This window comes from Bacteroides sp. AF39-16AC (assembly GCF_003602735.1).
Classification (GTDB): domain Bacteria; phylum Bacteroidota; class Bacteroidia; order Bacteroidales; family Bacteroidaceae; genus Bacteroides; species Bacteroides uniformis.
Map to the genome: position 1 here is coordinate 16,448 of NZ_QTLN01000020.1, position 24,809 is coordinate 41,256.

The following is a 24,809-nucleotide window of genomic DNA, read 5'->3' on the forward strand; positions in this document are numbered from 1 at the left end:
GATGTCTATCCCAAGGCTTGGGATAGACATCCGCAAACCATAAACAAAGTTTTTTCTTAACTGATAAAAACTTTTTCCCTAACTAAGAAAAACTTTCTCCTTAATAGAGAAGACTTTTCTCTTAATACTTTGAACTTTTTTCCGCTATTTTCCTTTCTCCCTACAATAAAATCATTAATTTCGTGCCGAACAATATATCATATTTTCAACATGGAAGTAGTAACGAACAACTGGTTCACTAAAAAATATCCGATAGGTTTTGCCTTAAGCGGCGGTTTCATCAAAGGCTTTGCCCATTTGGGTGCCATGCAATCCTTATTGGAACATGACATAAAGCCCAATATACTTTCCGGAGTCAGCGCCGGAGCCTTGGCCGGGGTATTCTACGCCGACGGCAATGAACCGCATAAAGTTCTTGACTACTTTGCCGGGCACAAGTTTCAGGACCTGACCAAACTGGTGATTCCCAAAGTCGGATTGTTTGAATTGGGAGAATTCATCGATTTCCTGAAAAGCAATTTGAAATCCAAAAAACTGGAAGAACTGCAAATTCCTCTGATTATTACAGCTACTGATCTGGACCATGGACGTTTGGTACATTTCCATAAGGGTGACATCGCCGAACGCGTAGCAGCTTCGTGTTGCATGCCGGTATTGTTTGCCCCGGTCAATATAGACGGCACCCATTACGTGGACGGAGGCCTGCTGATGAACCTGCCTGTCTCTACCCTCCGCCGTATATGCGAAAAAGTGATTGCCGTGAATGTCAGCCCTCTGATGGCAACCAAGTATAAAATGAACATTGTGAGCATTGCCTTACGTTCCTATAACTTTATGTTCCGCTCCAACTCTTTTCCTGAACGCGAGAAGGCTGATTTGCTGATAGAACCTTATAACTTGGAGGGATACAGCAATACAGAGCTGGAAAAGGCGGAGGAGATATTCATGCAGGGATATAATACGACCAATGATATATTGGAACGTCTGCTCATAGACAAAGGCAGCATTTGGAAAGAATAAAACAACCATTCTATAACATAGAAAACAAAGAAATGAACGACGAAAACAAATTGATTATTTATCAAGTGTTCACCCGACTATTCGGAAACAACAATAACCACTGCATCAATAATGGCAGCATCACCGAAAATGGATGCGGCAAGATGGCTGACTTTACAGCCAAGGCGTTGGGAGAAATCAAGAAGCTTGGCGCTACACATATATGGTACACGGGCATCATCGAGCATGCTACGCAAACTGACTACCGCCGTCACAATATCCAACCCGACCATCCGGCCATTGTGAAAGGTAAAGCCGGATCTCCCTATGCCATCAAGGACTACTATGATGTCGATCCGGATCTCGCCAAGGACGTACCGGAGCGTATGAGAGAGTTTGAGAATCTGGTGCAGCGCACTCACCGTAGCGGTCTGAAGGTTATCATAGATTTTGTTCCCAACCACGTAGCCCGTCAATATCACTCGGATGCCCAGCCGGATGGCACTTCACAACTGGGTTCAAACGATGATACCAATTATGCGTTCAGCCCATATAATAACTTCTATTATATCCCGAAATCGGAACTGCATGGCCAATTTGACATGAAAGGTGCAGCCGCCGAACCTTATAGGGAGTTTCCGGCAAAAGCTACCGGAAACAACCGTTTTGACGCTTATCCAAACATCACCGATTGGTACGAAACTATAAAGTTGAATTATGGAGTGGATTATCAGAACGGCGGGACTTGCCATTTCGACCCCATTCCCGACACATGGACCAAGATGCTGGATATCATGCTGTTCTGGGCGGGAAAGAATATAGACGGTTTCCGTTGCGATATGGCCGAAATGGTTCCCGTAGAGTTCTGGGAATGGGCAATCCCGCAGGTAAAGGAGCAATATCCCTCCCTGCTGTTTATAGCCGAAGTCTATAACCCGGGAGAATACAAGAATTACTTGTTCCGTGGCAAGTTTGATTATTTATACGACAAAGTAGGACTTTATGATACCTTGCGGGCTGTTACTTGCGGGTATGAATCGGCAACTGCCATCACCCGCTCTTGGCAAAGTCTGGGAGGTATAGAAAAACGCATGCTGAACTTTCTGGAAAACCATGACGAGCAACGTATCGCTTCCGACTTTTTTGCCAGTAACCCACGCAAGGCGATTCCGGCACTCATTGTGTCAGCTTGCATGAACACCAATCCGATGATGATTTATTTCGGTCAGGAGTTTGGTGAGCTGGGCATGGATAGTGAAGGTTTCAGCGGCCGGGACGGACGTACAACCATCTTTGACTATTGGAGTGTAGATACTATCCGCCGTTGGCGCAATGGCGGCAAGTTCGACGGCAAGATGCTGACGGAGGACCAGAAACACCTATACAGCATTTATAAACGGCTACTGACTCTTTGCAATGAAGAAAAGGCCATCTCTCAGGGGGCTTTCTTCGATTTGATGTATGCCAATGTCAACGGATGGCGCTTTAATGAACATAAGCAATATACATTCCTGCGCAAATTTGAGAGAGACCTGCTGCTGTTCGTCGTGAACTTCGACCATATCTCGGCAGACCTTGCCATAAATATTCCTTCTCATGCTTTTGACTTCCTGCAAATACCGCAGATGGACCAGTACAAAGCTACGGAGCTGCTCAGCGGAAAAGAAGAAAACATAAGTCTGCTTCCCTATAAGGCTACTAATGTGGCCGTCGAAGGATATGGAGGAAAGATACTTAAGATAAAGCTATAACGGAATCACAACTCTGGTGATTTATTAGATTTGGCACTGATTATGCAGAACAACACGGATTTCTTAATCGCTTCGTGGTTTTCCGCATAATCAGTGCCAAGTCTTTATTTGTTCTCTTCCATATATTCCTTCAGCCGATATAGCCGCGTGATGGCAGGATTATAAAAATCATCAGGATAATGTGCATCTATATCACTCAGGTTAGCTTGCACAAAACGTTTCACATCCACTATGTTCTCAGCATCAGACAATGTTACACTTTGAGGGAAAGATGTGCTCTTTGCCCAATCTATCAGCGCTTTAACGCTATCTTCATCAAATTTATATTCGGCCATATTCTACATATTTTCTTGCAAAGATAGTGCAAACCGGATGCAGAATAAAATGACCCACCCATTTTTTTATGCTAAAGTTATCCTCATCCGCATGAACAAAATTCCAATTTGTTGTGTTATATAAATGTGTTTTTCATAGTATTAGATATAAGATTAATTAAAAGAGACGTACCCGCTTGTGATAAGTAAGTACATCAAAAACAGAAGCGTCTGTTTGATTGATAAATGTGTAAGGAGCATCGGTTTACCAGAGCCGATGCTTTTTTTTACCCTTCTTTGTAGCATGTTAGAAATATTATCCGTAAATTTGGCAGATAATAAGGAAAGAATATGATATGAATATCCCTGTTATATTTCAATTTTTGAAAGAACTGTCTGCAAACAACAATCGTGAATGGTTCAATTCTCACCGGGAACAGTATGACGTCGCCCGTAGCGAGTTTGAAAACTTGCTTACAGTAATTATCTCCCGTATCTCTTTGTTTGATGAAAGCATCCGTGGTATAGAAGCAAAGGACTGTACATACCGTATTTATCGTGATACACGCTTTTCCGAAGATAAAACTCCCTACAAGACACATATGGGAGGATATATCAATGCGAAAGGAAAGAAATCCGACCATTGTGGCTATTACGTGCATCTGGAACCGGGAAACTGCTTGTTGGCCGGTGGAAGTTATTGTCCTCCCCCGCCCTTGTTAAGAGCTCTGCGACAAGCGGTATACGACAATATAGATGAATTTCGCAGTATAGTGGAAGATCCCGCTTTCAAGCAATACTTTCCCGTCATCGGAGAGAATTTTCTAAAAACAGCTCCAAAAGGATTTCCAAAGGACTATCCCTATCTGAAATACCTTCAGTGTAAAGAGTATACGGTTGCCTGCTGCCAGCCGGACAGCTTCTTTCTTGCTCCAGACTTTTTGGATCGTACAGACGACATCTTCAAGCAGATGAAGCGTTTTTCTGATTTTGTGAATTACACCATAGACGACTTTGAATAATTTACCTATATAACTAACTTAAAACATTTGAATTATGGTTATAGACAGACTTGAAAACATAGAAAAATATACTTTGCTGCATCCTCTGTTTGAGCAGGCCATTGATTTTTTAAAATCACATGATTTGCACTCTTTGGAAATCGGCAAGACCGAACTGAAAGGAAAGGACTTGCTGGTCAACGTGGCGCAGACAAACCCAAAAGAAAAAGAGAATGCCAAACTGGAAACCCATAAAGACTATATTGACATTCAAATACCCTTGTCCGGTACGGAGATAATGGGTTATACCGCCGCCCAAGACTGCCTTCCGGTTGATGCTCCTTACGATGCGGAAAAAGACATCACTTTTTTTGAAGGACTGGCGGAGAGCTATATTGCAGTGAAGCCCGGAATGTTTGCCATCTTTTTCCCTCAGGACGGGCATGCTCCGGGTATTACCCCTGACGGTGTGAAAAAAGTAATTGTGAAAGTTAAAGCGTAAATTTATCAAATATCCAAAACTCATCCTCTTTATGGAAACACTGAATTTAATCAAGAATGACCCATGGCTGGAACCTTTTGCCGATGCCATCAACGGACGTCATCAACATGCTATAGACAAAGAATCGGAATTGACCAATAAAGGAAAACTAACCTTGTCTGATTTTGCATCCGGATACCTCTATTTCGGCCTGCATCGTACTGACGATGGTTGGGTTTTCCGTGAATGGGCGCCTAACGCAACCCAAATCTTTATGGTCGGAACTTTTAACGATTGGAAAGAAGAAAAAAAATATAGTTTGAAGCGTAAAGCAAACGGTAATTGGGAAATCAAGCTTCCTGCTGATGCCGTGAAACACGGTGACTTGTACAAGCTGATGGTACATTGGGACGGTGGTTGCGGTGAACGCATTCCTGCATGGGCTACACGTGTCGTACAAGACGAACAGACTAAAATATTCAGTGCCCAGGTTTGGGCTCCGGAGAAACCCTATAAAATGAAGAAGCGGGCTTTCAAGCCATCTACAGATCCTTTATTGATATATGAATGCCATATCGGTATGTCTCAGCAGGAGGAAAAGGTCGGTAGCTATAAGGAATTTCAGGAAAAGATTCTTCCACGTATCGCCCAAGAAGGCTACAACTGCATACAGATTATGGCTATCCAGGAACATCCCTATTATGGTAGCTTCGGATACCATGTTTCCAGTTTCTTTGCCGCTTCTTCCCGTTTTGGTACTCCGGAAGAACTGAAGGAGTTGATTGATACAGCCCATAGTATGGGGATTGCCGTTATCATGGATATTGTCCATTCACACGCTGTGAAGAATGAAGTGGAAGGCTTGGGTAACTTTGCCGGTGATCCTAATCAATATTTCTATCCCGGTGGACGTCGGGAACATCCAGCTTGGGATTCACTTTGCTTTGATTACGGCAAGAACGAAGTTATTCACTTCCTGCTGTCTAACTGTAAATTCTGGCTGGAAGAATATCATTTCGACGGCTTCCGCTTTGACGGAGTAACCTCCATGTTATATTATAGTCATGGTTTGGGAGAAGCATTCTGTAATTATGGAGATTACTTCAACGGACATCAAGACGACAATGCCATTTGTTATCTGACACTTGCCAACCGGCTTATCCATCAGGTCAATGCCAAAGCCATCACCATTGCCGAAGAAGTATCGGGAATGCCCGGACTGGCGGCAAAATATGAAGATGGCGGCTACGGATTTGATTACCGTATGGCCATGAATATTCCCGATTATTGGATTAAGACAATCAAGGAGAAAATAGATGAAGACTGGAAGCCATCCAGCATGTTCTGGGAAGTGACCAACCGCCGCAAAGATGAAAAGACCATCTCCTATGCGGAAAGCCATGACCAAGCTTTGGTGGGCGATAAAACCATCATTTTCCGCTTGATTGATGCGGATATGTACTGGCACATGCAGAAAGGAGACGAGAACTATACCGTAAATCGAGGCATTTCTCTCCATAAAATGATACGTTTACTGACTGCGACTACTATCAATGGCGGTTATCTTAACTTTATGGGCAATGAATTCGGACATCCGGAATGGATTGACTTCCCCCGTGAAGGTAACGGTTGGTCTTGTAAATATGCCCGCCGCCAATGGAATTTGGTGGACAACAAGAATCTGGCATATCATTATATGGGTGACTTTGATGCTGCCATGTTGGGAGTTGTAAAAAGCATAAAGAACTTCCAGGCTACTCCGGTCCAAGAAATATGGCATAATGACGGTGACCAGGTATTGGCCTATATGCGCAAGGACTTGATTTTTGTATTCAACTTCAACCCTAAGCAGTCTTTTACTGATTACGGTTTCTTGGTTCCTGCCGGAACTTATGAAGTTATTTTGAATACAGATAATCCAGATTATGGCGGTAATGGTTTGACGGATGATACCATCAAACATTTTACCATCCACGACCCGCTTTACAAAAAAGACAAGAAGGAGTGGCTGAAGCTTTACATACCGGCACGTACAGCTGTTGTACTGAGAAGAACTAAATAGTCATTTCATAACGCAAAAAAAGAGGCAGATATCAATTCAGATATCTGCCTCTTTTTTATATATGAGTCTTTTATTTCACTTGACTGTCGATGAAGTTCAACATCGTTTTTGCATTATCCATCATTTTCTTTTGAGCTGGTTTGTCCGCAGAGAGCAATGGAATAAGTTTATCCAAATATTCTTTGGCTTCCTTGAATTCAACTTTTGCTTTTTCTACATCTGTTTTCATGGTATTGGCACCCTTACTATAATACAAAGAACCCAGACTGTTAAGTGCATTTACATTATCTGCTTGGATAGCTATGGCTTGTTTAAATGCTTCTTCGGCTGCATCCATCTTTTTGGCTTTCTGCGCCATGATACCTTGATTTACGTAATAAGTGGCATACAATTTAGTCAATGTCTTATTACCGGGATTTGCTTCCAGCCCTTCCTTTAAAGTGGCAACATACTCATCATTTTTCTTCAAATCTTTCAAAGCACCGGCTTTACCTATATAAGCATTTGCCAGGTTATACTTTTTCTGTACAGCAATATCAAAATACTTCAAAGCTTCGGCAGGTTTCTTTATCTTATCGGCACAAACGCCACAGTTATATGCAATTACGGAATCTTGGTTGTTTGTTTGTGTCAGATAAGTACTAAATTTTGTGTAAGCTTCCTGGTAATTTTTAGCTTCAAGAGCAGCCTTACCATCGTTGACCAACTGGGCAGGGTCAGCATTCTGCGCAAAGAAATTCGTAGCTGCACAACATAGTGCAATAGATAAGATTAATTTTTTCATATGCTTTAATTCATTTAAAAGTTGATTCCCAAAGTTAGTTTACAATGGTATAGAAGCAAAACCTTTTTACTTTTTTTGAGGTTTTTAGCATAGTCGTAACAAGTGTTATTTTACGTAAAAGCAAATATCCGGATATGTGTGTTGGGCTTTGTCACATATGTTACACTTATACTTAGAATATCATATTATCTTTGCCACAAAAAAAGATTATGGAACAATTACATACACATGAAGTCCTTCACATGATGGAAGGTAATAGTTATACTGAGTTATCATTGAGAGAAGCCATTATCCAAAAATTCGGCGAGCAGCAGCGTTTTTTCACCTGCTCTGCCGACAATATGGATGTAGATACCCTGATAGAATTTCTTAAAAGAAAAGGAAAATTTATACCCGCCAATGGTGGATTTACAGTGGACATGACTAAAGTTTGCAATCACTGATGAGGAATATTAATTCCTTCTTCTGTTAAATTGAATATTATTTATGTTAATAGTTAACGGAAATAATATTCTACTAAACCATGTTATAATATCCGCTGATTACCCGCTAAAATTTGGATATCTCCTGCAAGTACGTATCTTTGTACTGTGTTTTTCATAGTATTAGATTTAAGGTTAATAAAAAAGATTGGCTGTCTGGGATAGATAGCCTTTTTTTATGTCTAAATGTCATCTTTCCCCTTTTTAGTTATAGTTTTATTCTATCTTTGTAGGTCAGATAATCCACGCAGCATTAATAGAATAAACTGAATATGGGAAAACGCTTTATTTTTATCTTGATGGCATGCTCATTATTGAGTATAGCTACTGTTGTGCATGCACAGCATATTGACAAGCAAACATATATTTTTGCCATCAAAAAGGTTGATACTCTGAAACTGGACAAGTATGTAATGATTGATCAAATACAAGGGACACAATCAAAGCCCGTCATTCTTTTTGCATTTGGGGGAGGTTTCAAAGGCGGGAGAAGAGATAATCCCGATTACATTTCTTATTTTCATTTTTTGGCACGAGCCGGCTATGTGGTAGTATCAACAGATTACCGTACCCAATTAAAGGATATAGATAAATCGGAGTATTCGGACTTGCAAGGATTCTCTTCTGCCCTGCAACAAGCAATCACTTGTGCTGTAGAAGATTTTGGTGATGCTACAAATTATATAATTGAGCATAGTGTAGAATGGCAAATAAATCCTGCACAAATTATAGCTTGCGGTTCAAGTGCAGGTGCGATAACTGCCCTTCAAGCAGAGTATGAGATTTGCAATCAAACGGCTTTTGCGGACAGATTACCTGCCAATTTCAATTATGCAGGGGTCATTTCCTTTTCTGGAGCAATCTGTGCCAATGGTATTCCAAAATGGATAATGTCCCCTTGTCCTCTTATGTTGTTCCATGGTGATGCCGACAGCACGGTTCCTTTTACTAAGGCAGTAGTAGAAGAGGAAATGGGGCTATGGGGCTCAAACTTTATCTGTATGCAACTGAAAGAAAAAGAGACAGCATACTATTTCTATATAGCGGAAGGTATAGGACATTCCCTATCCTATTCTCCTATGAAGGATAATCGTCATGACATCCTGAGCTTCCTAAATCGGTTGGTACTTGGTAAAGAAAAACGTTGCATTACGACTGTAGAGAAGAATCCGGAAATATCTAGATATAAGAGTGATTTTACAATAGAAGATTATATCCGTGAAAATATGCGTTAATTCCTATCTTTATATCCTTTCCAGAGTTTTTGTTTCTCCACCAATCAATTATCTTTGCACATTATTATTCTATAAAAACAAATCTTTAATTCTATAAATTATGTTGGTACGTATTATCAGTATGGTCATAGCCGGAGTTATTATAGTATATCTAGTCCGTTGGATTGATAATTTTTTCTCCAGGTATCGCAAATAAATCTTGCCTGCAATGTAAACCAAATACTCCAATTTGTTTCCCATTACAACCTATGCTGACAAAATGCGGACATTTTCTAATTCTAAAACAAGAAAACCGCAAAAGCTTTTTATTAGCCATTTGCGGTTTTTTCCTTGTGATTCCGTTGCGATTCGAACGCAAGACCCACGCCTTAGAAGGGCGTTGCTCTATCCAGCTGAGCTACGGAACCAGCCTTAATTGCGGTGCAAAGGTACGCTTTTTTACGAATATTGCAAATTTTTGTATCACCTTTTTTCGTTACCTATGTATAAAAGGCTCATTTGCTACATAAAAAGTAATGATTAGTTACCTTTACAAACAAGATACACGGTATTTATATACAGATGTATTAAAACATTTTGCAAATTATCAATGTTACTAATTATAAAAAGTAAAAATATGGAGGAATATTCAAGTAGGAAAAGTAGCATTGACCCGAAAATGAATGAAAGAGTAATAACAACTAAATTTTAAAGAGATGGAATGGGAAAATCAGTTGATACAGGAATTGCAATGGTCAAATAAAATCAGCAATAAGGCGAGTAAGGAATTGGTAGCCCAGGAGATTGCCGGACTGGCCAAAGACGGTGATGTCATAGGAGCAGGCTCCGGCTCTACCGTTTATCTCACTTTGTTTGCATTAGCTCAACGAGTTAAACAAGAATCTTTGCATATAGAAATCATTCCGGCATCTGCCGAAATTTCGATGACATGTATACAGCTTGGCCTGCCGCAAACTACTCTGTGGAATAAGCGTCCGGATTGGACATTCGACGGTGCAGACGAAGTGGATCCGCATAATAACCTCATCAAAGGACGTGGTGGAGCCATGTTTAAGGAGAAGCTCCTAATTAAAAGCAGTGGTAAGACTTACATCATTGTCGATGAGAGCAAGCTTGTCAGCAAACTGGGGAGCAAATACCCCATACCGGTAGAAGTATTTCCACATGCTCTCTCCCATGTGGAAAACGAGATACGCTTATTGGGAGCTTCAAAAATCAGCCTACGTCTTGCAGAAAGAAAAGACGGTCCGGTATTTACCGAAAACGGTAATTTCATTCTTGACATTCATCTCAGCAACATTGTTCCTGATTTGGAACAGAAACTGAAAGCCATTACCGGGGTTATCGAAAACGGGCTGTTCATCGGTTATGATATTACAGTCCTAATGGCAAACCGCTGATGTACCAAAGTACAAATAAGGCAGTCCATGCCAATAGAATGACTAAAGAATATCTCCAAGTATACTTCAGCAGTGAACCATAAGTGGATTGCCTATCATATTGCTGCATATAGGTCAAGACAAGTGGCATGTAGAACATAAAAGGTGTTATGGCATTTGTTGCACTGTCACCTATACGGAACGCACATTGGGTCATATCCGGCGAAATGCCCATACTTGCCAATACCGGAACAAAAATGAAAGACATGAAAGCCCATTTAGCTGTGGCAGATACCATAAAGAGATTGACCAGCGCCGTAAAAAGAATGAAGAGAATCAATATCCATAAACTACTCAAAGAGGCGGAGGACAGCAGATTAGCGCCTAAAATGGCAATGCACTTGTCCAAGTGGGAATATTCAAAACAAGCAAACATCTGTGAGGCAAAGAAAGCTATCACAAAATAAACGCCCAGCAGTTTCATCGGCTGCGTAAGTCCTTCTATCACATCACCGTCCGTACGGTATCGGCCGGAGGCAAAACCATAGACCATCCCCATCAAACCTATTCCAAACGAAAGCAAAAACAGAATACCGACTATAAACGGAGAACGAATCAACCCACCATTGACACTCCGCAATATCCCCCATGAAGAGAATGTAGCCCACAGAATAATGGCAATATACAGCAAGCCTGCAAATACAGCTCCCAACATAGCTCTCCGTTCCTTGCGGGACAATTGTTTGTAGCCATTAAAATGAATATCCCCTGCATACACTCCCAAGTGCGGCAACAAGCTCCTGCGGGTAATATGATAAATGATGAATGCAAGCAGGAACGTGGAAACGAAGAGAAAATAATAATTGCACAACGGTCCAGTCTGCCCCGGAGCAATATTCATCCTATCAGCCGCTTCTTGCGTTACAGAGGCAATCATGGGGTCTAATGTACTCAAAAACACATTAGCGCTATAGCCACAAGAGACTGAAACATAAGCTGTAATTATACCTCCAATGGGGTGCAGACCGACAGACTGGAACAAAGTTGCAGCTATCGGCAACAGAATGATATATCCTGCATCTCCCACTATATTGGACAACAGTCCTAAGACAATGACCAGCAGAATAATGCGCCAAGGATCACGTGGACGTCGTACCCCCCTGCGAATACATGCATCGATGAAACCCGAATGCTGTGCCACCCCTATTCCGAACATAGCCACAATCACCAGCCCTAACGGAGCGAATCCCGTAAAATTGGTTATGACATGGCGCAGCAGCCAGCGTATGCCCTCCGGACTCAGCAGGCTCTGCACCCGTATTTCTTCTCCAGTCTGCGGTTGCAGCACGCTCAGACCATAGACATCGAATATCCATGAAAGGAGGATGACTGCCAGCGTCAGCAGGAAGAACATCGTAGCGGGATGTGGCATTCGGAGTTTACTCATCGTCGGCTTCCAGATTGTCTATATTCAAGATTCGAAGTTCCAATGCACGCACCACCAGACGAGTGGCATTCACCCCCACCCGTTCACTAGGCGGGAAAAGACGGCCGACCAAGTCATTCTGCCGTTTCTCCAGCGACTTGACTCCAAAAGGCATTCCCCTAAGATTGGCAATCATTTCTTTGGTATAGCCCAGTGCCAAATGACGGAGGAAACGCTCGTCATACTCATCAATATCATAGCTTATGATTGCTTCCTGACGTTTTGTATCATTCAGGACAGATTTCTTGAAGCGTTCCACTATTTTCTCCAGTATCGGATAGTTAAAGACCAGCTTCTTGCCGTCCATCACTGCCTGCACATCGGTTTTGGTCAGCAACTCTCCGGTTTTCAGGATAATGCCGTCGGCACCGGCTTCAAGTACGTCCACCCATAACTTCTCATTCAATATTTCTCCCGTGAATATCAGCACATGTACTCCCGGATAACGCTTGAAGATATTCCGGCAGATGTCCACCCCGATTGTGGTCGAACCTCCCAGTCCCAAGTCCAGCAGAACAAGATCCGGCACGCCGGCTTCAATCAATGTCCAGAACTCCTGCTCAGTCATAGCAGTACCTATTACCTCCGCATTGGGAATTTCATGGCGGAAAATCTCTTCCGTCCCTTTCAGCTCCAACTTGACATCCTCAACGATGATTACTTTAAATTTTTTGTCTTCCATATTTCATTTTTTCGGTAGCGTAAAATATATTGTAAAACCTCCTTCCTTTCCCGGTTCGGCATTGATACGGCATCCCCGGCGTCCGGCAAACTCGTCATGGTCGCGGATAATCTGCTTGCACACCAGATATTCCGTACCATACAGTTCTCCTTTCTCACCGGCCGTCATGCGGGACAAGTCGGGATAGAACAATTGGTTCAATTCTTCACGGGTCTTTTCCCTGCGCATATCTGTAAACAGAAAACGTATAAATTCCCCATCTTCCCGGGCCGACAGACAGACAGCTCCATCCAGAGTTACGGAGCAAGCCTCGTCTATCAGGTTTTCAAGCAGGAAACGCAACTGGTTCCAGTCACCGGTAATCCGTCCTTCCAACGGTTGTATCTTAAAATCAATATGCGCCTTGTTTCCCTTATACACTTTGCGGAAATATTTCCCGGCAGTAGCCATAAGTTCCGGCACAGATATTGTCGCACGCCTGAAAGTCACCTCTTCCAACTGGCGGGAAGCGCATGAACTGAGTATCGTAAAGATACCTTTGTAATACTCTATCAATTCGCTGATGGCAACCACCGTTTCCCGCTCCTCCGCTTCTGTCTGTTTGCCGGACCGCAGTTTCCCTATCAGCTGCTTTATCTTGTTCGGATAATAAATCGTTTCATGCTTGATGGTCGAAAGACAATTATCCAGCACCATGTTCTGTACATGCAGCAAACTGTCTTCCCAGGAAGCTCGCCGGGCTTCATCTTGAGCCACTTCGATGTCCCGGTATTTCGTAGCCAACTTAACCACTGCATTGAAGATTACAATGGAGACATAACGGGCTATCAGTTCCAAAAGCAAATGGTCGGTCTCCTGCTCCGTACCTTCCCTGCGTTCCAGACACAGCACACCTATGCAACGACACATATTTCCCGCATCCACAACAAGCGGCAATGCTTGTATACCCTTTTCCGATATGTACTCTTGCTGCTCAAAGCAATTCTCCATATATTTCCTCCAGATAGGCAACTCGTCCACGGCGGTATCTTCCACTGGATTGGAAGTGTATTCCAGCTTATGTGTAGTCTCGTTGTATACAGCTATGCTTAACCGGTCGATACTCAAAAGTTCGTTCACTGCATCAAAAGCGGAACCTACAATCTGCCGCGGGATTTCCTTCAATGTATCCTCCTCACGCTGCAACATTTCCTCCGTATCCGAAACCGGCAACAAGGAGGCATTGAACACCTTTCCATTAATTTCCAGTACTTGCTCCAGATTCCAGCGGTTCACCAGACGTTTACGGAAGTAGAGTATGTAATATCCCAACAGCAATACGAACAGCAAAATCACCGCCAGCAAAATGCCCACCATCTTGTTGTTGGTGGAACGCTCCAGCTGCCGGCAATATTCTTCCAAGGATTGGTCTTCTCCCAACAGTTTGTATAAGGTAGTGTAGGCAGCATTATTATAACTATAGTCATCCCATTGCTTCAATGCAAGAAATGAGACAGCCGCTTCATTCCTGATATCCAGAATTACATGGAAATCCGAATTGAACATCTGGTTCCACCAATCCAGTTCCGCAGGCGCCCCGTCTCCCGTCAGCGTCATATAGCGATGTATAGGATGGGCGTATTGCTTGTAATGTTCGTTCAGGCAATACATTGCCGAATCTATGTATTGTAAAGCCAGTTCGTATTCTCCGTCTACATTGCAGTAATAAGCTTCATTGGCATAATCGGAGGCCTCGTCCAGCAAAGCTTCGTATTCATTCTGTGCAAGCAGTGCCAAAGAATCCGGTAACACCTCTCCGGAAGCAGGCTGTTCCACAGCATGCCGGCAGGATGACATGCACAAAGACAACACGACGAGCAACACCGACACGGACTTACGGATACCGGCAGGCAGACGGAAATAAAAACGGCTGCCTTTTCCCAGCCCGCTCTCCACATTAAATAGACAGACCTTGAACAAATCATTCGTCTTGCGATATTTTTCAATGATGCCCTTACAGTTCATCAGTCCAAAGCCACTTCCTTTGTTCTTCCTCAATTCCTCCTTGTCGGGAGCGTCACTCATACCGATGGCTTTCGAGTCATATACTTTTTCTCCCACAATGCGGGCTACATCTTCCGGTGACAATCCACAACCATTATCCTCTACCGAGATTTCCACATAATCTTCCTCCTGCCGTGCATATACTTTCACCATACCGCCCTGAGGGGTATATTTACGGGCATTCTCCGCCAGTGTATTTATCATAAACAATGTAAGGGCTTTGTCTGCCTTTACCCGGATATCCGTAGGCTGCACCTCCAACGACTGTCTCTTCATCTCGAATGTACGGCTTCCCTTCCTAAGCAGCTCGAAAAGTTCATTCAATTCGAACGTCTCTATGTTCAGGCTAAGGCTTCCTTGCTTCATCTTTATCCAAAGGGCAAGAATATCATTGTATTCATTGATGGTAGTAACCAACTCGTCGATATACTGGTATTTCTCCTCTTTGATCCGCTCCTCTTTGATGAATCCTTTTTGAGTCAGTTTCTGCACTTCGTTGATGATACGGTCTATGTACGGGTGAATTCCGTTGACAATAGCCATACATGCTTTCTTTATCAGATTTTGCCGTTTGTTCCCCGCGATGTGCTGCTCGTAAATGTAGCGTTGCTTTTCCAGTCTGCGGCGTTCGTCGCCAAGGGAGATGGACGTCATGCCGTTGTCGATTGCCCATTGGATATAGGGAGTTATCACCCGTACCATCGCCTGCTCATCCTTGCTCATCCGACGCGGGAACACTAATTGCCCGTTGTCTATGCGGATATCCTTCACTCCAAACAGCTTTTCCAATTCCGGGCAGACAGCCGTCCGGATAGAGTCGACGATTTCCTCCTCAGTCTGTGCATCTGCCGGAATGGATGCCGTTATCTTCTGACAGATATCCAGCATCAGCTGCAGACGGCGGAGATGCACTCTGTTCCGGTCTTTGGAACGCTTGTTGAAAAACCAGAAGAAGAGGGATACAAGCACGAAGCCCACAATGACCAGTGACAACACGACGTTGAGTTGCCCCGCCTCCTTTTCTAATGCCTGATAGCGGCTTTCCAGTTCTTTATCCTGGCGTGTATCTTCAAGGATATCCAGGTAAATATTGCGGTTATAGTCTGATTTTTCTTTCATCCCGAGTCCTGCATACGAAACGCTCAACTGTTCACGAATACGTGAAATCCACTCGGGCACGGTTTTCAGTTTCTGCTCCATCCATGCCTTCTCCGCACAAATCGTATCTCGACGGTCAAATGCTTTCAGCCAGTCCAAACTATCGTGGCAGTCATAGAAAAGGCGGTGATGGTCATTTACACATTCCAGAGCAAGTTTTAGCGTGTCAAGAGCTTCTGTATAGTGACTGTGGGCATTCAGGTATTTGCCGATAGATACATATGCACCTGCTATCTGATACAAATCCTTGTATTGGCTGAATTTTTGCAATGCCAACTGCCCCAGACGCATGGGAAGCAGCGAATCTACCGGTACTCCAAAACGTGTCAAGGCATGGGAGCGGCGGTCTTGAAAAAATGCGTAATTATCCGGTGAAGCCATCAAGTTGGCAAGTCCCTGCACTCCATTGCCCTCAAAGTAAAGATAGCCCTTGCGCGAAGCCAACTGCCATGCGGTATAGAGCTCATCAAATTCTCTCAGTCTTCGCTCATCCGGTGTCTCACCCTCGCATAAGGCAGCAGAACCTTTGATGTAGTGATAATACAACAGCTGATTGGTATCTGCCAGCAACTCTTGTTTTTTAGTAACTTCATTAATAGAGGCTACAGCTTCCGGACGCTGTTGCAAATAATAATAATACACAGCAGATACAATATAAAATTCCGAACGGGCATAATTCAAACGCATTTGCTCGTGTTGGTCCACAAACAGATTGTCATCCTCCGCTATTCTTTTCATACGGTGCAAGGCACTATTGCGATAATCGTAGAACTCCTTGTTCAACGCCGTCCGCTGATAAATCTTCATCAAACCGATGTCGGCAATAAGGAGTTCCAGTTCATTCTTGGTCAGATTATAGACATCCATATGAAACTTTTCGGCCTGCTCAAAATCCATGCGCATAAAAGCACAAAAGCCCAGATTATTGGATGCTTCCGCTTTTCCTTGTTTATAGAGGCTGACTTCACGGTAGGCTCTTGATGCCGCATGGCAGGATGAATCCAGGTTTTTATAACGAAAAGCATAAGCCACCTGGTTTAGAGAGTCGATAAGGCGTACTTCCTTCATGGGTGCCGTTCCCACACACGAAACCATTGTTGTACAAAGGCACAACAACCCCGCAAACCATATAAAAGAAAGTCGTTTCATAAAGCAAAGCTACGAATAAATCCGGGAAAGAAAAATAATTTTTATACAATAACTCTTGTTTTATGTAACGGGAAATTCCTACCTTTGCATGCAAATTAACAAATAGGTAACATCTATTACACAAATGAGCGAAAAAGCACCCTTTATGGTATTCTCCGGAACAAATTCGAGATACCTTGCAGAGAAAATCTGCGCTAGCCTTGATTGCCCTCTGGGAAAGATGAACATCACCCATTTTGCAGATGGTGAGTTTGCAGTCTCTTATGAGGAATCTATCCGTGGCTCGCATGTATTCCTGGTTCAATCAACCTTCCCTAATTCTGACAACTTGATGGAACTTCTGCTGATGGTTGATGCTGCTAAAAGAGCATCGGCAAAAAGCGTTGTAGCCGTTATCCCTTACTTCGGTTGGGCACGTCAGGACAGAAAAGACAAACCCCGTGTTTCCATCGGCGCTAAGCTGGTGGCCGACCTGCTCTCTGTTGCAGGTATCGACCGTCTGATTACGATGGACCTTCATGCAGACCAGATTCAAGGTTTCTTCAATATTCCGGTGGATCATTTGTATGCATCAGCAGTATTCCTCCCCTATATTGAATCCTTGAAACTGGAAGACTTGGTAATCGCCACCCCGGATGTCGGCGGTTCAAAACGCGCCAGCACATTCTCCAAATACCTCGGTGTACCCCTGGTATTGTGCAACAAGACACGCGAAAAAGCAAACGTGGTTGCCACCATGCAAATCATCGGTGATGTAAAAGACAAGAATGTAGTATTGGTAGACGATATTGTAGATACAGCAGGAACCATTACCAAGGCTGCCAACATCATGCTGGAAGCAGGAGCCAAATCTGTCCGTGCCATTGCCAGCCACTGCGTAATGTCCGACCCTGCTTCTTTCCGTGTACAAGAATCCGCACTAACGGAAATGGTATTTACTGATAGTATCCCCTACTCTAAAAAATGTGACAAGGTTAAACAGTTGAGCATTGCCGATATGTTCGCCGAAACCATCAAGCGGGTGATGAACAATGAATCAATCAGTTCACAATACATTATCTAACCGCTCCGCGGTTAGATATTAAAAATTAGAAATTAAAAATTAAAGGCTGCGCAATGTTCACTTCAGAACCGCGCAGCCTTTAATTTTTAATTTCTAATTTTTAATTCTAATTCTCCAGCCTTCCCATCTTGTAGGTTCCTTTTCGTATCACCTTTCCGTTCTTGTCTGTTTCTACAAACGGACCGTGTTTCTTGCCTTGTTTGAAGAAGCCTTCATAACGGTTTCCGTTCTTGTCCTCCTGGATACCGCTACCTTCTTCCATACCGTTCACAAAACCGCCTTTATATTTGGTTCCATCGGTCTGAATCAGGGTACCTTGGCCGTTGAACTTATTGTCTTTCCATTCACCTTCGTAAGAGTCACCTACATTCCATTTGTAAGTACCGTATCCGTCACGTTGGTTATCTTTCCAATTACCTTCGTAAACGGCGCCGCTTGCCCACGTAAATGTGCCGTGGCCTTCCTGCTTTCCATCCTTGAAGCTGCCCACATACTTGTTGCCGCTGGCATGGTAATAAATGCCCTCTCCGGTACGTTCACCTTGAACATAAGAACCTTCGTAACGGTCGCCGGTATGGAAAAAGTAAATACCTTTGCCATGCTGCATGTCGTCCTTCCAGTCACCTACATATTTGTCGCCGTTGGCATATTCAAAAGTTCCTTTACCGTCCCGGACATCATTTTTCCACTCCCCGTCATATTTGGAACCGTCATTCCAGGTCAGTGTTCCTTTGCCGTCTTTCTTGTCATTCTTCCACGAGCCTACATACTTGGAACCGTTCTTCCAGGTATACGTTCCTTGGCCTTCGCGTTTATCATTCACCCAGTCGCCCTCATAAATATCACCATTGTAATAGTACATGGTTCCTTTACCGTGCTGGTAATCCTGAAACCACATGCCGTCATAACGGTTGTTATTCATAAAATAGTAGATACCCCTGCCATGCTGCTGGTCTTGAAACCATTGCCCCTCATACTTTTCACCGTCGGGAAACATATATGTACCGTAGCCTTCACGCTTGCCCTTCACATACTCACCCTCGTAGACGTCGCCGTTCTTGAAAACGGTCTTCCCCTTTCCATTGGGCTTGCGGCCTTTTATTTCACCGGTATAGACGGCCCCGTTATCTTTGAACGTATAGGTACCTATCTTTATCTCCGAAGAGAATGTACTTTTCACTTTATCGAAAAAGCCGCTTTTTTTTTCCTGGGCAGTGGCTCCACCTTGGCATAAGAAAGCCAGAATGAGTGCAGTATATAGATATTTCATTAATTGATAATTGATAGTTGATAATTGACAAAGGTAGGATTTATCCGGTAAAATGATGCGATAACTCCCGCTTTTTATGACATTTTTTTGCCGCACACTATTTCTTTTAATTTCTCTTTGCATAAATGCCGCCCTGCAAGTTCACGGATTTCTTGTGGAGTAACCTCCTTGACAGCATCCAGTGCTTCGGCAAAGTAGGTATCCTGCAAGCCCGATACCTGCACAAAAATCCAGGCATCTGCCAACGAGAATGCAGATTCATAACTACGGCACATGTCTCCCAACATATAGTTCTTCACCATGGAAAGCTCTCCATCGGAAGCCAGCTCGTTCTGAAGGCGGTCTATTTCATGATAAACCTCACCGATAAGAGGCTCCACAAATTCGTTGGCGGCTTCGGCACTGACCGCCAACACTCCCTGCCCCGGATAGGGCATGATGGCTGCGGAGATACCGTATGTGTATCCTTTATCTTCCCGGATATTGGACATCAGGCGACTGCCAAAATAACCCCCGAACAGTGTGACCAGTACGCGGGCCTTCAAGTAGTCCGGATGATTACGGTCCAGGGAAAGCATGCCCATACGGACGGCACTTTGCAGGGCGTCCGGACGTTCGATGAAGATACGTTTTCCGGAGGTGGTAACCGGATGGAATTCTGTCTTCTCCGGTTTGCGGAAATCCGTACCGAAAGCCTCGCAGCCAAACAAGGACTCTATCCGGCGGATGCAATCGTCGGTAACCTTGCCCGAGAGGTAGATGCTGCAATTATTGGAATGATAATAACGGTCATAAAACTCGCGTAGCACCGCAGGAGTGATGCGCCGATAATCCTCTTCCTGCACCAGACGTCCGCCGGGATGCTGCCCGCCGTACAGAGCCTTCACCAATCCGCGGTGCGCCAGAAAGTCCACCTTGGAAGAGTTGACAAGAAACTGCTGGATATTGTTGTCTACAATCACTCCCAGCTCTTTCTCGGGAAATACCGGCTCTTTGACGATAGACTCCAATATGTCAAGCGTTTGGGGAAGGTATTTATTCAGAGAATAAAGGGTGACATAGGCATACTCGGATGCACTGGACAATTCCAGCCAGGCTCCGTAATAGTCCAGCTTTTCCGCTATCCGGGCGGCATCGTAGCGTCGGGTGCCCTCGCGAAGCATGCGGTTCGTAAACAACGCCTGCAAGGGCTGTTTCTGTTGCCATCGGCCGCCTGCCATGAGGAGATCGATACGTGTCACTTCATTGTCACCGGCATTGAGCACGCTCAATGGCACGCCATTAGGCAACTTGATACGTTCCGGCCTTTGCACCACCAGTTGTTCCGGTTCAAGAATCCGGGGTTGGTCACTTCGGTTCAGCATGGGCTTTCTAGTTTACAGCCCATGGCTTTTAAGAAATTCTTCTGCCCGTTCCAAATCTTGAGGAGTATCTATGCCGATAGTTTCTACATCCGTGATACCTGCTTTGATAGTGTATCCGTTTTCCAACCAACGAAGCTGTTCCAATGATTCGGCAATCTCGAGGGATGACTGCGGAAGGGCGGTTATCTCTTTCAGTACCTCTACGCGATAGGCATAAAGGCCGATATGCTTATAATACGTATGGTTCTTCAGCCAGTCTTCCTTCGCCGCATTACGCTGGTAGGGAATGATGGAACGGCCAAAATAGAGGGCATTCCTGTTTTTGTTGAGCACAACCTTCGGAGAGTTCACATTTTCCAGTGCCTCGAAACCATTATCTACCGTAAAGGGTTTCACCAGAGTGGCTATCTGGGTGGCCGGATCGTCGAAACATGCTTTGACGGCTTGTAACTGCGAAGGCTGGATGAAAGGCTCATCCCCCTGGATATTCACCACGACATCAAACTGTCCTCCTATTTTTGTACAAGCTTCCTGACAGCGGTCGGTGCCGCTTTTATGTTCGGTGGAAGTCATTACCACCTTTCCTCCGAATGCTTTTACTGCGGCTTCAATACGCTCATCGTCCGTAGCCACGTATGCATCGTCCAAGATTCCTGCCACTTGCTCGTATACTCGCTGTATCACGGTTTTTCCACCTAACACCGCCAATGGTTTGGCTGGAAAACGCGTAGATGCGTAACGGGCAGGTATGATTCCTAAAAATTTCATTTTCAATCTTCGTTTTTTAAAATGAGAGTGTGTCCGAAAGTGTTCATATACTATCGACCCATCTCCTTATATTCTTTATTAATTATAACAGTTGTTTCAATCCTCGCAGGATATAATCACGTTTCAAATCTTTTGGCTTATAGACAGTCCCGTCACAAGACAACAAGTCTATATCCAGCCGTACAATTTCCTGCTCCTTCTCCTCGGGCTTCCTTCCGGCTTCCCGTTCGATGGCTTTCAGGCAGGCGGTGACTTCCTCTACCGGATTATCGGAAGCAAAGCATGCCACCTGATTGGAGAACAGATTCGGACGGTGAAAGAACAAAGGTACCGTCTCCTCCTCTTCCGAGAAACGTATTCCCGAAAAAAGTTCCGTCAAGCGTCTGCGAGCCAGTTCCATGTTCTCCCTCCGCTGTTCGTTGCTCCCAATACTAATCGTATAATCCATTTTTTTAAGGTGAAAGGGGAAAAGGTGAAAATTGAAAGTTTACCTTTCCACTTTCAATTTTCACCTTTCAACTAATTAAACAGTTCGTCGAGTCCCTCTATCGGTTCTTCTATATGGGTGTCTCCTTCCAGATTCACATCATCCTTGCACGGGTCATAGCCTTCGGGCAACTGGAATGTTTCATTTTCATCATATCCCAAAGATTTGTCACCGAGCACTTTCACCATGTATTTGGTCCAGATAGGCAATGCCATGGAAGCACCTTGTCCGTGAAGCATCGTATCGAAGTGGATGTCGCGGTCCTCACCGCCCACCCAGCAACCGGACACAAGCGAAGGCGTGAAGCCCATAAACCAGCCGTCGGCATTGTAGTTCGTCGTTCCGGTCTTGCCGCCCATGTCGGCTTTCACACCCAGACGGCGCACACGGCCTCCGGTACCTTCGTTGACAACGGCACGCAGCATGACCAGCATCTTGTAAGCGCTGGATACACTGATGACTTCCTGCATTTCGGGAGCAAAGGTTGCCAGCACGTTTCCATCATTGTCCTCGATGCGGGTCACGAACAGCGGAGCTACCCGGATACCCTTGTTGGGGAATGCGGTATAGGCACTTACCATCTCGCCGACGGAAATCTCGCACGGGCCCAGACAGAGTGAAACGGAAGGTACTATATCACGGTTGCGGACACCGAAAGTATGTATAAGACGTTTCAGATTATAGGGATTCAGCTTGCTCATGAGATAGGCCGTAATCCAGTTGTCCGAGTTTGCCAGCCCCCACTTCACAGTCACCATGTCACCAATCAGCTTTTTGTTGGCATTACGCGGCGTCCACGGTTTTCCGTTTTCATCAATCAGCGTGTATTCCACGTGGCGCACTTCGTCGCAGGGAGAAAAACCGTTCTCCATAGCCAATGTATAAAGGAAAGGCTTGATGGTAGAACCTACCTGGCGGCGTCCCACCATGGCCATATCGTACTGGAAGTAATGGTAGTTCGGTCCGCCTACGTATGCCTTGACATGTCCGTTGCGCGGGTCCATGGACATGAAACCGGCACGAAGGAAGAACTTGTAGTAACGGATGGAATCCATCGGGGTCATAATGGTGTCTTTCTCCCCTTCCCAACTGAATACGGACATCTCCTCCGGGGTGTCGAAGGCTTTCTTTATTTCAGCTTCGGTGGCTCCGGCTTTCTTCATGAGGCGGTAGCGGTCGGACAACCTCATGGCACGTCCCAGAATCTCGTCTACCTGCTCCTGGGTCAGACGGAAGGTGTAGGGAGCTTTCTTGGCCCCTTTCTTTTCCTTGAAGAAGTAACCTTGCAGTTCCTTCAGATGCTCTGTCACGGCATCCTCGGCATACTGCTGCATACGCGAGTCGAGCGTGGTATAGATTTTCAGCCCGTCGGTGTAGAGGTTGTATTTGGTACCGTCTTTCTTGGTGTTCTTTTCGCACCATCCAAAGAGCGGATTGTTCTCCCAGTCGAGTGAATCCTCGTAGTATTTCTGCATCTGCCAGCCGCGGTAGTTGGCCTTGTCGGGCTTCTTGGCGGTGAGCACGCCGCGCAGGTATTCGCGGAAATAAGTGGCCAGCCCTTCCTTGTGGTCCACACGGTTGTACTTCAGTTTCAGAGGCAACGCCTGGAGGGAGTCGCGCTCGGCTTCCGTAATATATCCCGCTTTCCGCATCTGGTCGAGCACCACATTGCGCCGTCCGCGGGAACGTTCATTGTAGCGCACCGGATTATAGAGAGACGGATTCTTGCACATGCCCACCAACGTAGCCGCTTCCTCAATCTTCAAATCTTTCGGTTCGCAACCGAAGTAGGTAAAGGCAGCAGTCTTGATGCCTACCGCATTGTTCAGGAAATCGAACTTGTTGAGATACATGGTGAGGATTTCCTCTTTTGTATAGTAACGTTCCAGCTTTACGGCAATCACCCATTCGATAGGCTTCTGGAACAGACGTTCCATCACATTGTCGGCACTGGGAGAATAAAGCTGTTTGGAAAGCTGCTGGGTGATGGTACTGCCACCGCCGGCATTCTTCTGCATCAGGATACCGCGCTTCACTACGGCACGCGTCAGGGCGTAGGCGTCAATGCCCGAATGTTCGGCAAAACGTACATCTTCCGTAGCTATCAAGGCGTTGATGATATTGGGCGACAAATCATTGTATCCCACAAACACGCGGTTTTCCTTACTATAGGAATAAGTACCCAATACTTTTCCGTCCTCGGAAAAGACTTCTGTGGCAAATTTGTAATTCGGATTTTCCAGGTCTTCCACCGGAGGCATATAGCCTATCCAGCCCTTGGCTATGGAAAAGAATATAAAGACACACACCAGCGAAATCAGTGCGATGAAAATCCATAGGATTTTGACGACTTTCCTTATCATGTTTCAGTTGCTAAAATCAAAGTTCAATAATAGGGCAAAGGTACGGAAATATATTGGATGTGCCTATGCTTTTTATATCTTTTTCAGGATAAGATTTCCGGCATCCACAAAAAAAACGCCCGTTTATTTTAATGGAAACTCTCAGTGAAATGCAAAACGATTGCAAAACAATTAGAAAACTTGAAGAAAAAATCGGAAAGGAAAAATACATCGTAATGAGCTATAATACAGATTGGGACAACGAAAACTTGCCCTCGCGCGCGTAAGAGGAGATAAGATAAGAAGAGAAGAGAAAAAACGACGTTGTCGTTAAAAAGAACGACGGCGACGGCGTAAAGAGATACCACACTTCACTGTCCGGAATGCCACACTTCGACAAGGCAAACGCCGCACTTGACTAAGGCAAATGCCACACTTGAACATTCGCGAAATGCGGCATTTACTTTGTCGAAGTGTGGCATTTCGGATGATGAAGTGTGGCATTCCGG

19 protein-coding genes and 1 tRNA gene are annotated in these 24,809 nt (G+C 44.6%); 9 read left to right on the forward strand and 11 right to left on the reverse strand.

Annotated elements, in window-relative coordinates; translation table 11 throughout:
- Positions 1–210 precede the first annotated feature (210 nt).
- Both DW039_RS15265 and DW039_RS15270 read left to right on the forward strand, forming a co-directional pair.
- Positions 211–1,020, forward strand: coding sequence for a patatin-like phospholipase family protein (locus DW039_RS15265; RefSeq protein WP_005825568.1), 810 nt, complete (start codon positions 211–213; stop codon positions 1,018–1,020).
- Positions 1,021–1,052: 32 nt separating this feature from the next.
- Positions 1,053–2,750 carry an alpha-amylase family protein gene (locus DW039_RS15270; RefSeq protein ID WP_005825570.1) on the forward strand — a complete coding sequence of 566 codons (1,698 nt, stop codon included), beginning with the start codon at positions 1,053–1,055 and terminating at the stop codon, positions 2,748–2,750.
- 104 nt (positions 2,751–2,854) lie between these two features.
- Here the strand turns inward: DW039_RS15270 and DW039_RS15275 are convergent, their stop codons facing one another.
- Entirely contained in the window at positions 2,855–3,085 is a 231-nt protein-coding gene (locus tag DW039_RS15275; protein WP_005825572.1) for a hypothetical protein, read from the reverse strand.
- Positions 3,086–3,420: 335 nt separating this feature from the next.
- Here DW039_RS15275 and DW039_RS15280 point away from each other — a divergent pair, with 335 nt between their 5' ends.
- From DW039_RS15280 to DW039_RS15290, 3 genes are read left to right on the forward strand one after another with little or no spacing between them, the layout of a single operon-like run.
- Positions 3,421–4,086 carry a DUF2461 domain-containing protein gene (locus tag DW039_RS15280; protein ID WP_117878084.1) on the forward strand — a complete coding sequence of 222 codons (666 nt, stop codon included), beginning with the start codon at positions 3,421–3,423 and terminating at the stop codon, positions 4,084–4,086.
- 34 nt (positions 4,087–4,120) lie between these two features.
- Positions 4,121–4,567, forward strand: a complete 447-nt coding sequence (locus DW039_RS15285) for a YhcH/YjgK/YiaL family protein (protein ID WP_117878086.1) — start codon at positions 4,121–4,123, stop codon at positions 4,565–4,567.
- Positions 4,568–4,598: 31 nt separating this feature from the next.
- A complete protein-coding gene (locus DW039_RS15290; protein ID WP_120382103.1) occupies positions 4,599–6,608 on the forward strand; it encodes an alpha amylase C-terminal domain-containing protein in 2,010 nt (669 codons plus the stop codon).
- Between the two features lie 70 nt (positions 6,609–6,678).
- Here the strand turns inward: DW039_RS15290 and DW039_RS15295 are convergent, their stop codons facing one another.
- Positions 6,679–7,392: a hypothetical protein gene (locus DW039_RS15295; RefSeq protein ID WP_005825577.1), complete on the reverse strand. Its 714-nt coding sequence runs from the start codon at positions 7,390–7,392 to the stop codon at positions 6,679–6,681.
- A gap of 209 nt (positions 7,393–7,601) precedes the next feature.
- Between DW039_RS15295 and DW039_RS15300 the strand changes: the two genes are divergently transcribed.
- The gene (locus tag DW039_RS15300; RefSeq protein WP_120382104.1) at positions 7,602–7,835 is read left to right on the forward strand and encodes a YecH family metal-binding protein; all 234 of its coding nucleotides are present in this window, start codon (positions 7,602–7,604) and stop codon (positions 7,833–7,835) included.
- Positions 7,836–8,146: 311 nt separating this feature from the next.
- Positions 8,147–9,109, forward strand: coding sequence for a S9 family peptidase (locus DW039_RS15305; RefSeq protein WP_008664634.1), 963 nt, complete (start codon positions 8,147–8,149; stop codon positions 9,107–9,109).
- A gap of 333 nt (positions 9,110–9,442) precedes the next feature.
- Here the strand turns inward: DW039_RS15305 and DW039_RS15310 are convergent.
- Positions 9,443–9,516: transfer RNA gene (locus DW039_RS15310), tRNA-Arg, on the reverse strand.
- 288 nt (positions 9,517–9,804) lie between these two features.
- On the opposite strand from DW039_RS15310, the gene rpiA reads away from it, so the two are divergent.
- The gene (rpiA, locus tag DW039_RS15315; protein ID WP_009038481.1) at positions 9,805–10,509 is read left to right on the forward strand and encodes a ribose 5-phosphate isomerase A; all 705 of its coding nucleotides are present in this window, start codon (positions 9,805–9,807) and stop codon (positions 10,507–10,509) included.
- Here the strand turns inward: rpiA and DW039_RS15320 are convergent.
- From DW039_RS15320 to DW039_RS15330, 3 genes are read right to left on the reverse strand one after another with little or no spacing between them, the layout of a single operon-like run.
- Entirely contained in the window at positions 10,484–11,935 is a 1,452-nt protein-coding gene (locus DW039_RS15320) for an AbgT family transporter (RefSeq protein ID WP_119958724.1), read from the reverse strand. The two genes, rpiA and DW039_RS15320, sit on opposite strands and share 26 nt — an antisense overlap.
- Positions 11,928–12,656: a DUF5932 domain-containing protein gene (locus DW039_RS15325; protein WP_057087584.1), complete on the reverse strand. Its 729-nt coding sequence runs from the start codon at positions 12,654–12,656 to the stop codon at positions 11,928–11,930. Before DW039_RS15325 ends, DW039_RS15320 begins: the two co-directional genes overlap by 8 nt.
- Before the next feature lie 3 nt (positions 12,657–12,659).
- Positions 12,660–17,006, reverse strand: a complete 4,347-nt coding sequence (locus DW039_RS15330; RefSeq protein WP_120382105.1) for a DUF5113 domain-containing protein — start codon at positions 17,004–17,006, stop codon at positions 12,660–12,662.
- 124 nt (positions 17,007–17,130) lie between these two features.
- Here DW039_RS15330 and DW039_RS15335 point away from each other — a divergent pair, with 124 nt between their 5' ends.
- The gene (locus DW039_RS15335) at positions 17,131–18,069 is read left to right on the forward strand and encodes a ribose-phosphate pyrophosphokinase (protein ID WP_005829068.1); all 939 of its coding nucleotides are present in this window, start codon (positions 17,131–17,133) and stop codon (positions 18,067–18,069) included.
- A gap of 106 nt (positions 18,070–18,175) precedes the next feature.
- On the opposite strand, the gene DW039_RS15340 is transcribed toward DW039_RS15335, so the two are convergent.
- From DW039_RS15340 to DW039_RS15360, 5 genes are all read right to left on the reverse strand, one after another.
- On the reverse strand, positions 18,176–19,339 hold the full coding sequence (locus DW039_RS15340) for a phosphatidylinositol-4-phosphate 5-kinase (RefSeq protein WP_005829069.1): 1,164 nt from the start codon (positions 19,337–19,339) through the stop codon (positions 18,176–18,178).
- 74 nt (positions 19,340–19,413) lie between these two features.
- Complete coding sequence (locus DW039_RS15345) at positions 19,414–20,703, reverse strand: pitrilysin family protein (RefSeq protein WP_120382106.1); 1,290 nt, start codon at positions 20,701–20,703, stop codon at positions 19,414–19,416.
- Between the two features lie 12 nt (positions 20,704–20,715).
- The gene (gene kdsB / locus DW039_RS15350; RefSeq protein ID WP_117748778.1) at positions 20,716–21,471 is read right to left on the reverse strand and encodes a 3-deoxy-manno-octulosonate cytidylyltransferase; all 756 of its coding nucleotides are present in this window, start codon (positions 21,469–21,471) and stop codon (positions 20,716–20,718) included.
- A gap of 82 nt (positions 21,472–21,553) precedes the next feature.
- The gene (locus DW039_RS15355; RefSeq protein WP_005829072.1) at positions 21,554–21,919 is read right to left on the reverse strand and encodes a 2-amino-4-hydroxy-6-hydroxymethyldihydropteridine diphosphokinase; all 366 of its coding nucleotides are present in this window, start codon (positions 21,917–21,919) and stop codon (positions 21,554–21,556) included.
- A gap of 71 nt (positions 21,920–21,990) precedes the next feature.
- Positions 21,991–24,321, reverse strand: a complete 2,331-nt coding sequence (locus tag DW039_RS15360) for a transglycosylase domain-containing protein (RefSeq protein WP_120382107.1) — start codon at positions 24,319–24,321, stop codon at positions 21,991–21,993.
- Positions 24,322–24,809: the final 488 nt, after the last annotated feature.

What these genes read in the sequence shown, in the direction of transcription:
- DW039_RS15265 (WP_005825568.1), top strand. Translation starts at nt 211, where the DNA reads ATGGAAGTAGTAACGAACAACTGGTTCACTAAAAAATATCCGATAGGT.
- DW039_RS15270 (WP_005825570.1), top strand. Translation starts at nt 1,053, where the DNA reads ATGAACGACGAAAACAAATTGATTATTTATCAAGTGTTCACCCGACTA.
- DW039_RS15275 (WP_005825572.1), bottom strand. Translation starts at nt 3,085, where the DNA reads ATGGCCGAATATAAATTTGATGAAGATAGCGTTAAAGCGCTGATAGAT.
- DW039_RS15280 (WP_117878084.1), top strand. Translation starts at nt 3,421, where the DNA reads ATGAATATCCCTGTTATATTTCAATTTTTGAAAGAACTGTCTGCAAAC.
- DW039_RS15285 (WP_117878086.1), top strand. Translation starts at nt 4,121, where the DNA reads ATGGTTATAGACAGACTTGAAAACATAGAAAAATATACTTTGCTGCAT.
- DW039_RS15290 (WP_120382103.1), top strand. Translation starts at nt 4,599, where the DNA reads ATGGAAACACTGAATTTAATCAAGAATGACCCATGGCTGGAACCTTTT.
- DW039_RS15295 (WP_005825577.1), bottom strand. Translation starts at nt 7,392, where the DNA reads ATGAAAAAATTAATCTTATCTATTGCACTATGTTGTGCAGCTACGAAT.
- DW039_RS15300 (WP_120382104.1), top strand. Translation starts at nt 7,602, where the DNA reads ATGGAACAATTACATACACATGAAGTCCTTCACATGATGGAAGGTAAT.
- DW039_RS15305 (WP_008664634.1), top strand. Translation starts at nt 8,147, where the DNA reads ATGGGAAAACGCTTTATTTTTATCTTGATGGCATGCTCATTATTGAGT.
- rpiA (WP_009038481.1), top strand. Translation starts at nt 9,805, where the DNA reads ATGGAATGGGAAAATCAGTTGATACAGGAATTGCAATGGTCAAATAAA.
- DW039_RS15320 (WP_119958724.1), bottom strand. Translation starts at nt 11,935, where the DNA reads ATGAGTAAACTCCGAATGCCACATCCCGCTACGATGTTCTTCCTGCTG.
- DW039_RS15325 (WP_057087584.1), bottom strand. Translation starts at nt 12,656, where the DNA reads ATGGAAGACAAAAAATTTAAAGTAATCATCGTTGAGGATGTCAAGTTG.
- DW039_RS15330 (WP_120382105.1), bottom strand. Translation starts at nt 17,006, where the DNA reads ATGAAACGACTTTCTTTTATATGGTTTGCGGGGTTGTTGTGCCTTTGT.
- DW039_RS15335 (WP_005829068.1), top strand. Translation starts at nt 17,131, where the DNA reads ATGAGCGAAAAAGCACCCTTTATGGTATTCTCCGGAACAAATTCGAGA.
- DW039_RS15340 (WP_005829069.1), bottom strand. Translation starts at nt 19,339, where the DNA reads ATGAAATATCTATATACTGCACTCATTCTGGCTTTCTTATGCCAAGGT.
- DW039_RS15345 (WP_120382106.1), bottom strand. Translation starts at nt 20,703, where the DNA reads ATGCTGAACCGAAGTGACCAACCCCGGATTCTTGAACCGGAACAACTG.
- kdsB (WP_117748778.1), bottom strand. Translation starts at nt 21,471, where the DNA reads ATGAAATTTTTAGGAATCATACCTGCCCGTTACGCATCTACGCGTTTT.
- DW039_RS15355 (WP_005829072.1), bottom strand. Translation starts at nt 21,919, where the DNA reads ATGGATTATACGATTAGTATTGGGAGCAACGAACAGCGGAGGGAGAAC.
- DW039_RS15360 (WP_120382107.1), bottom strand. Translation starts at nt 24,321, where the DNA reads ATGATAAGGAAAGTCGTCAAAATCCTATGGATTTTCATCGCACTGATT.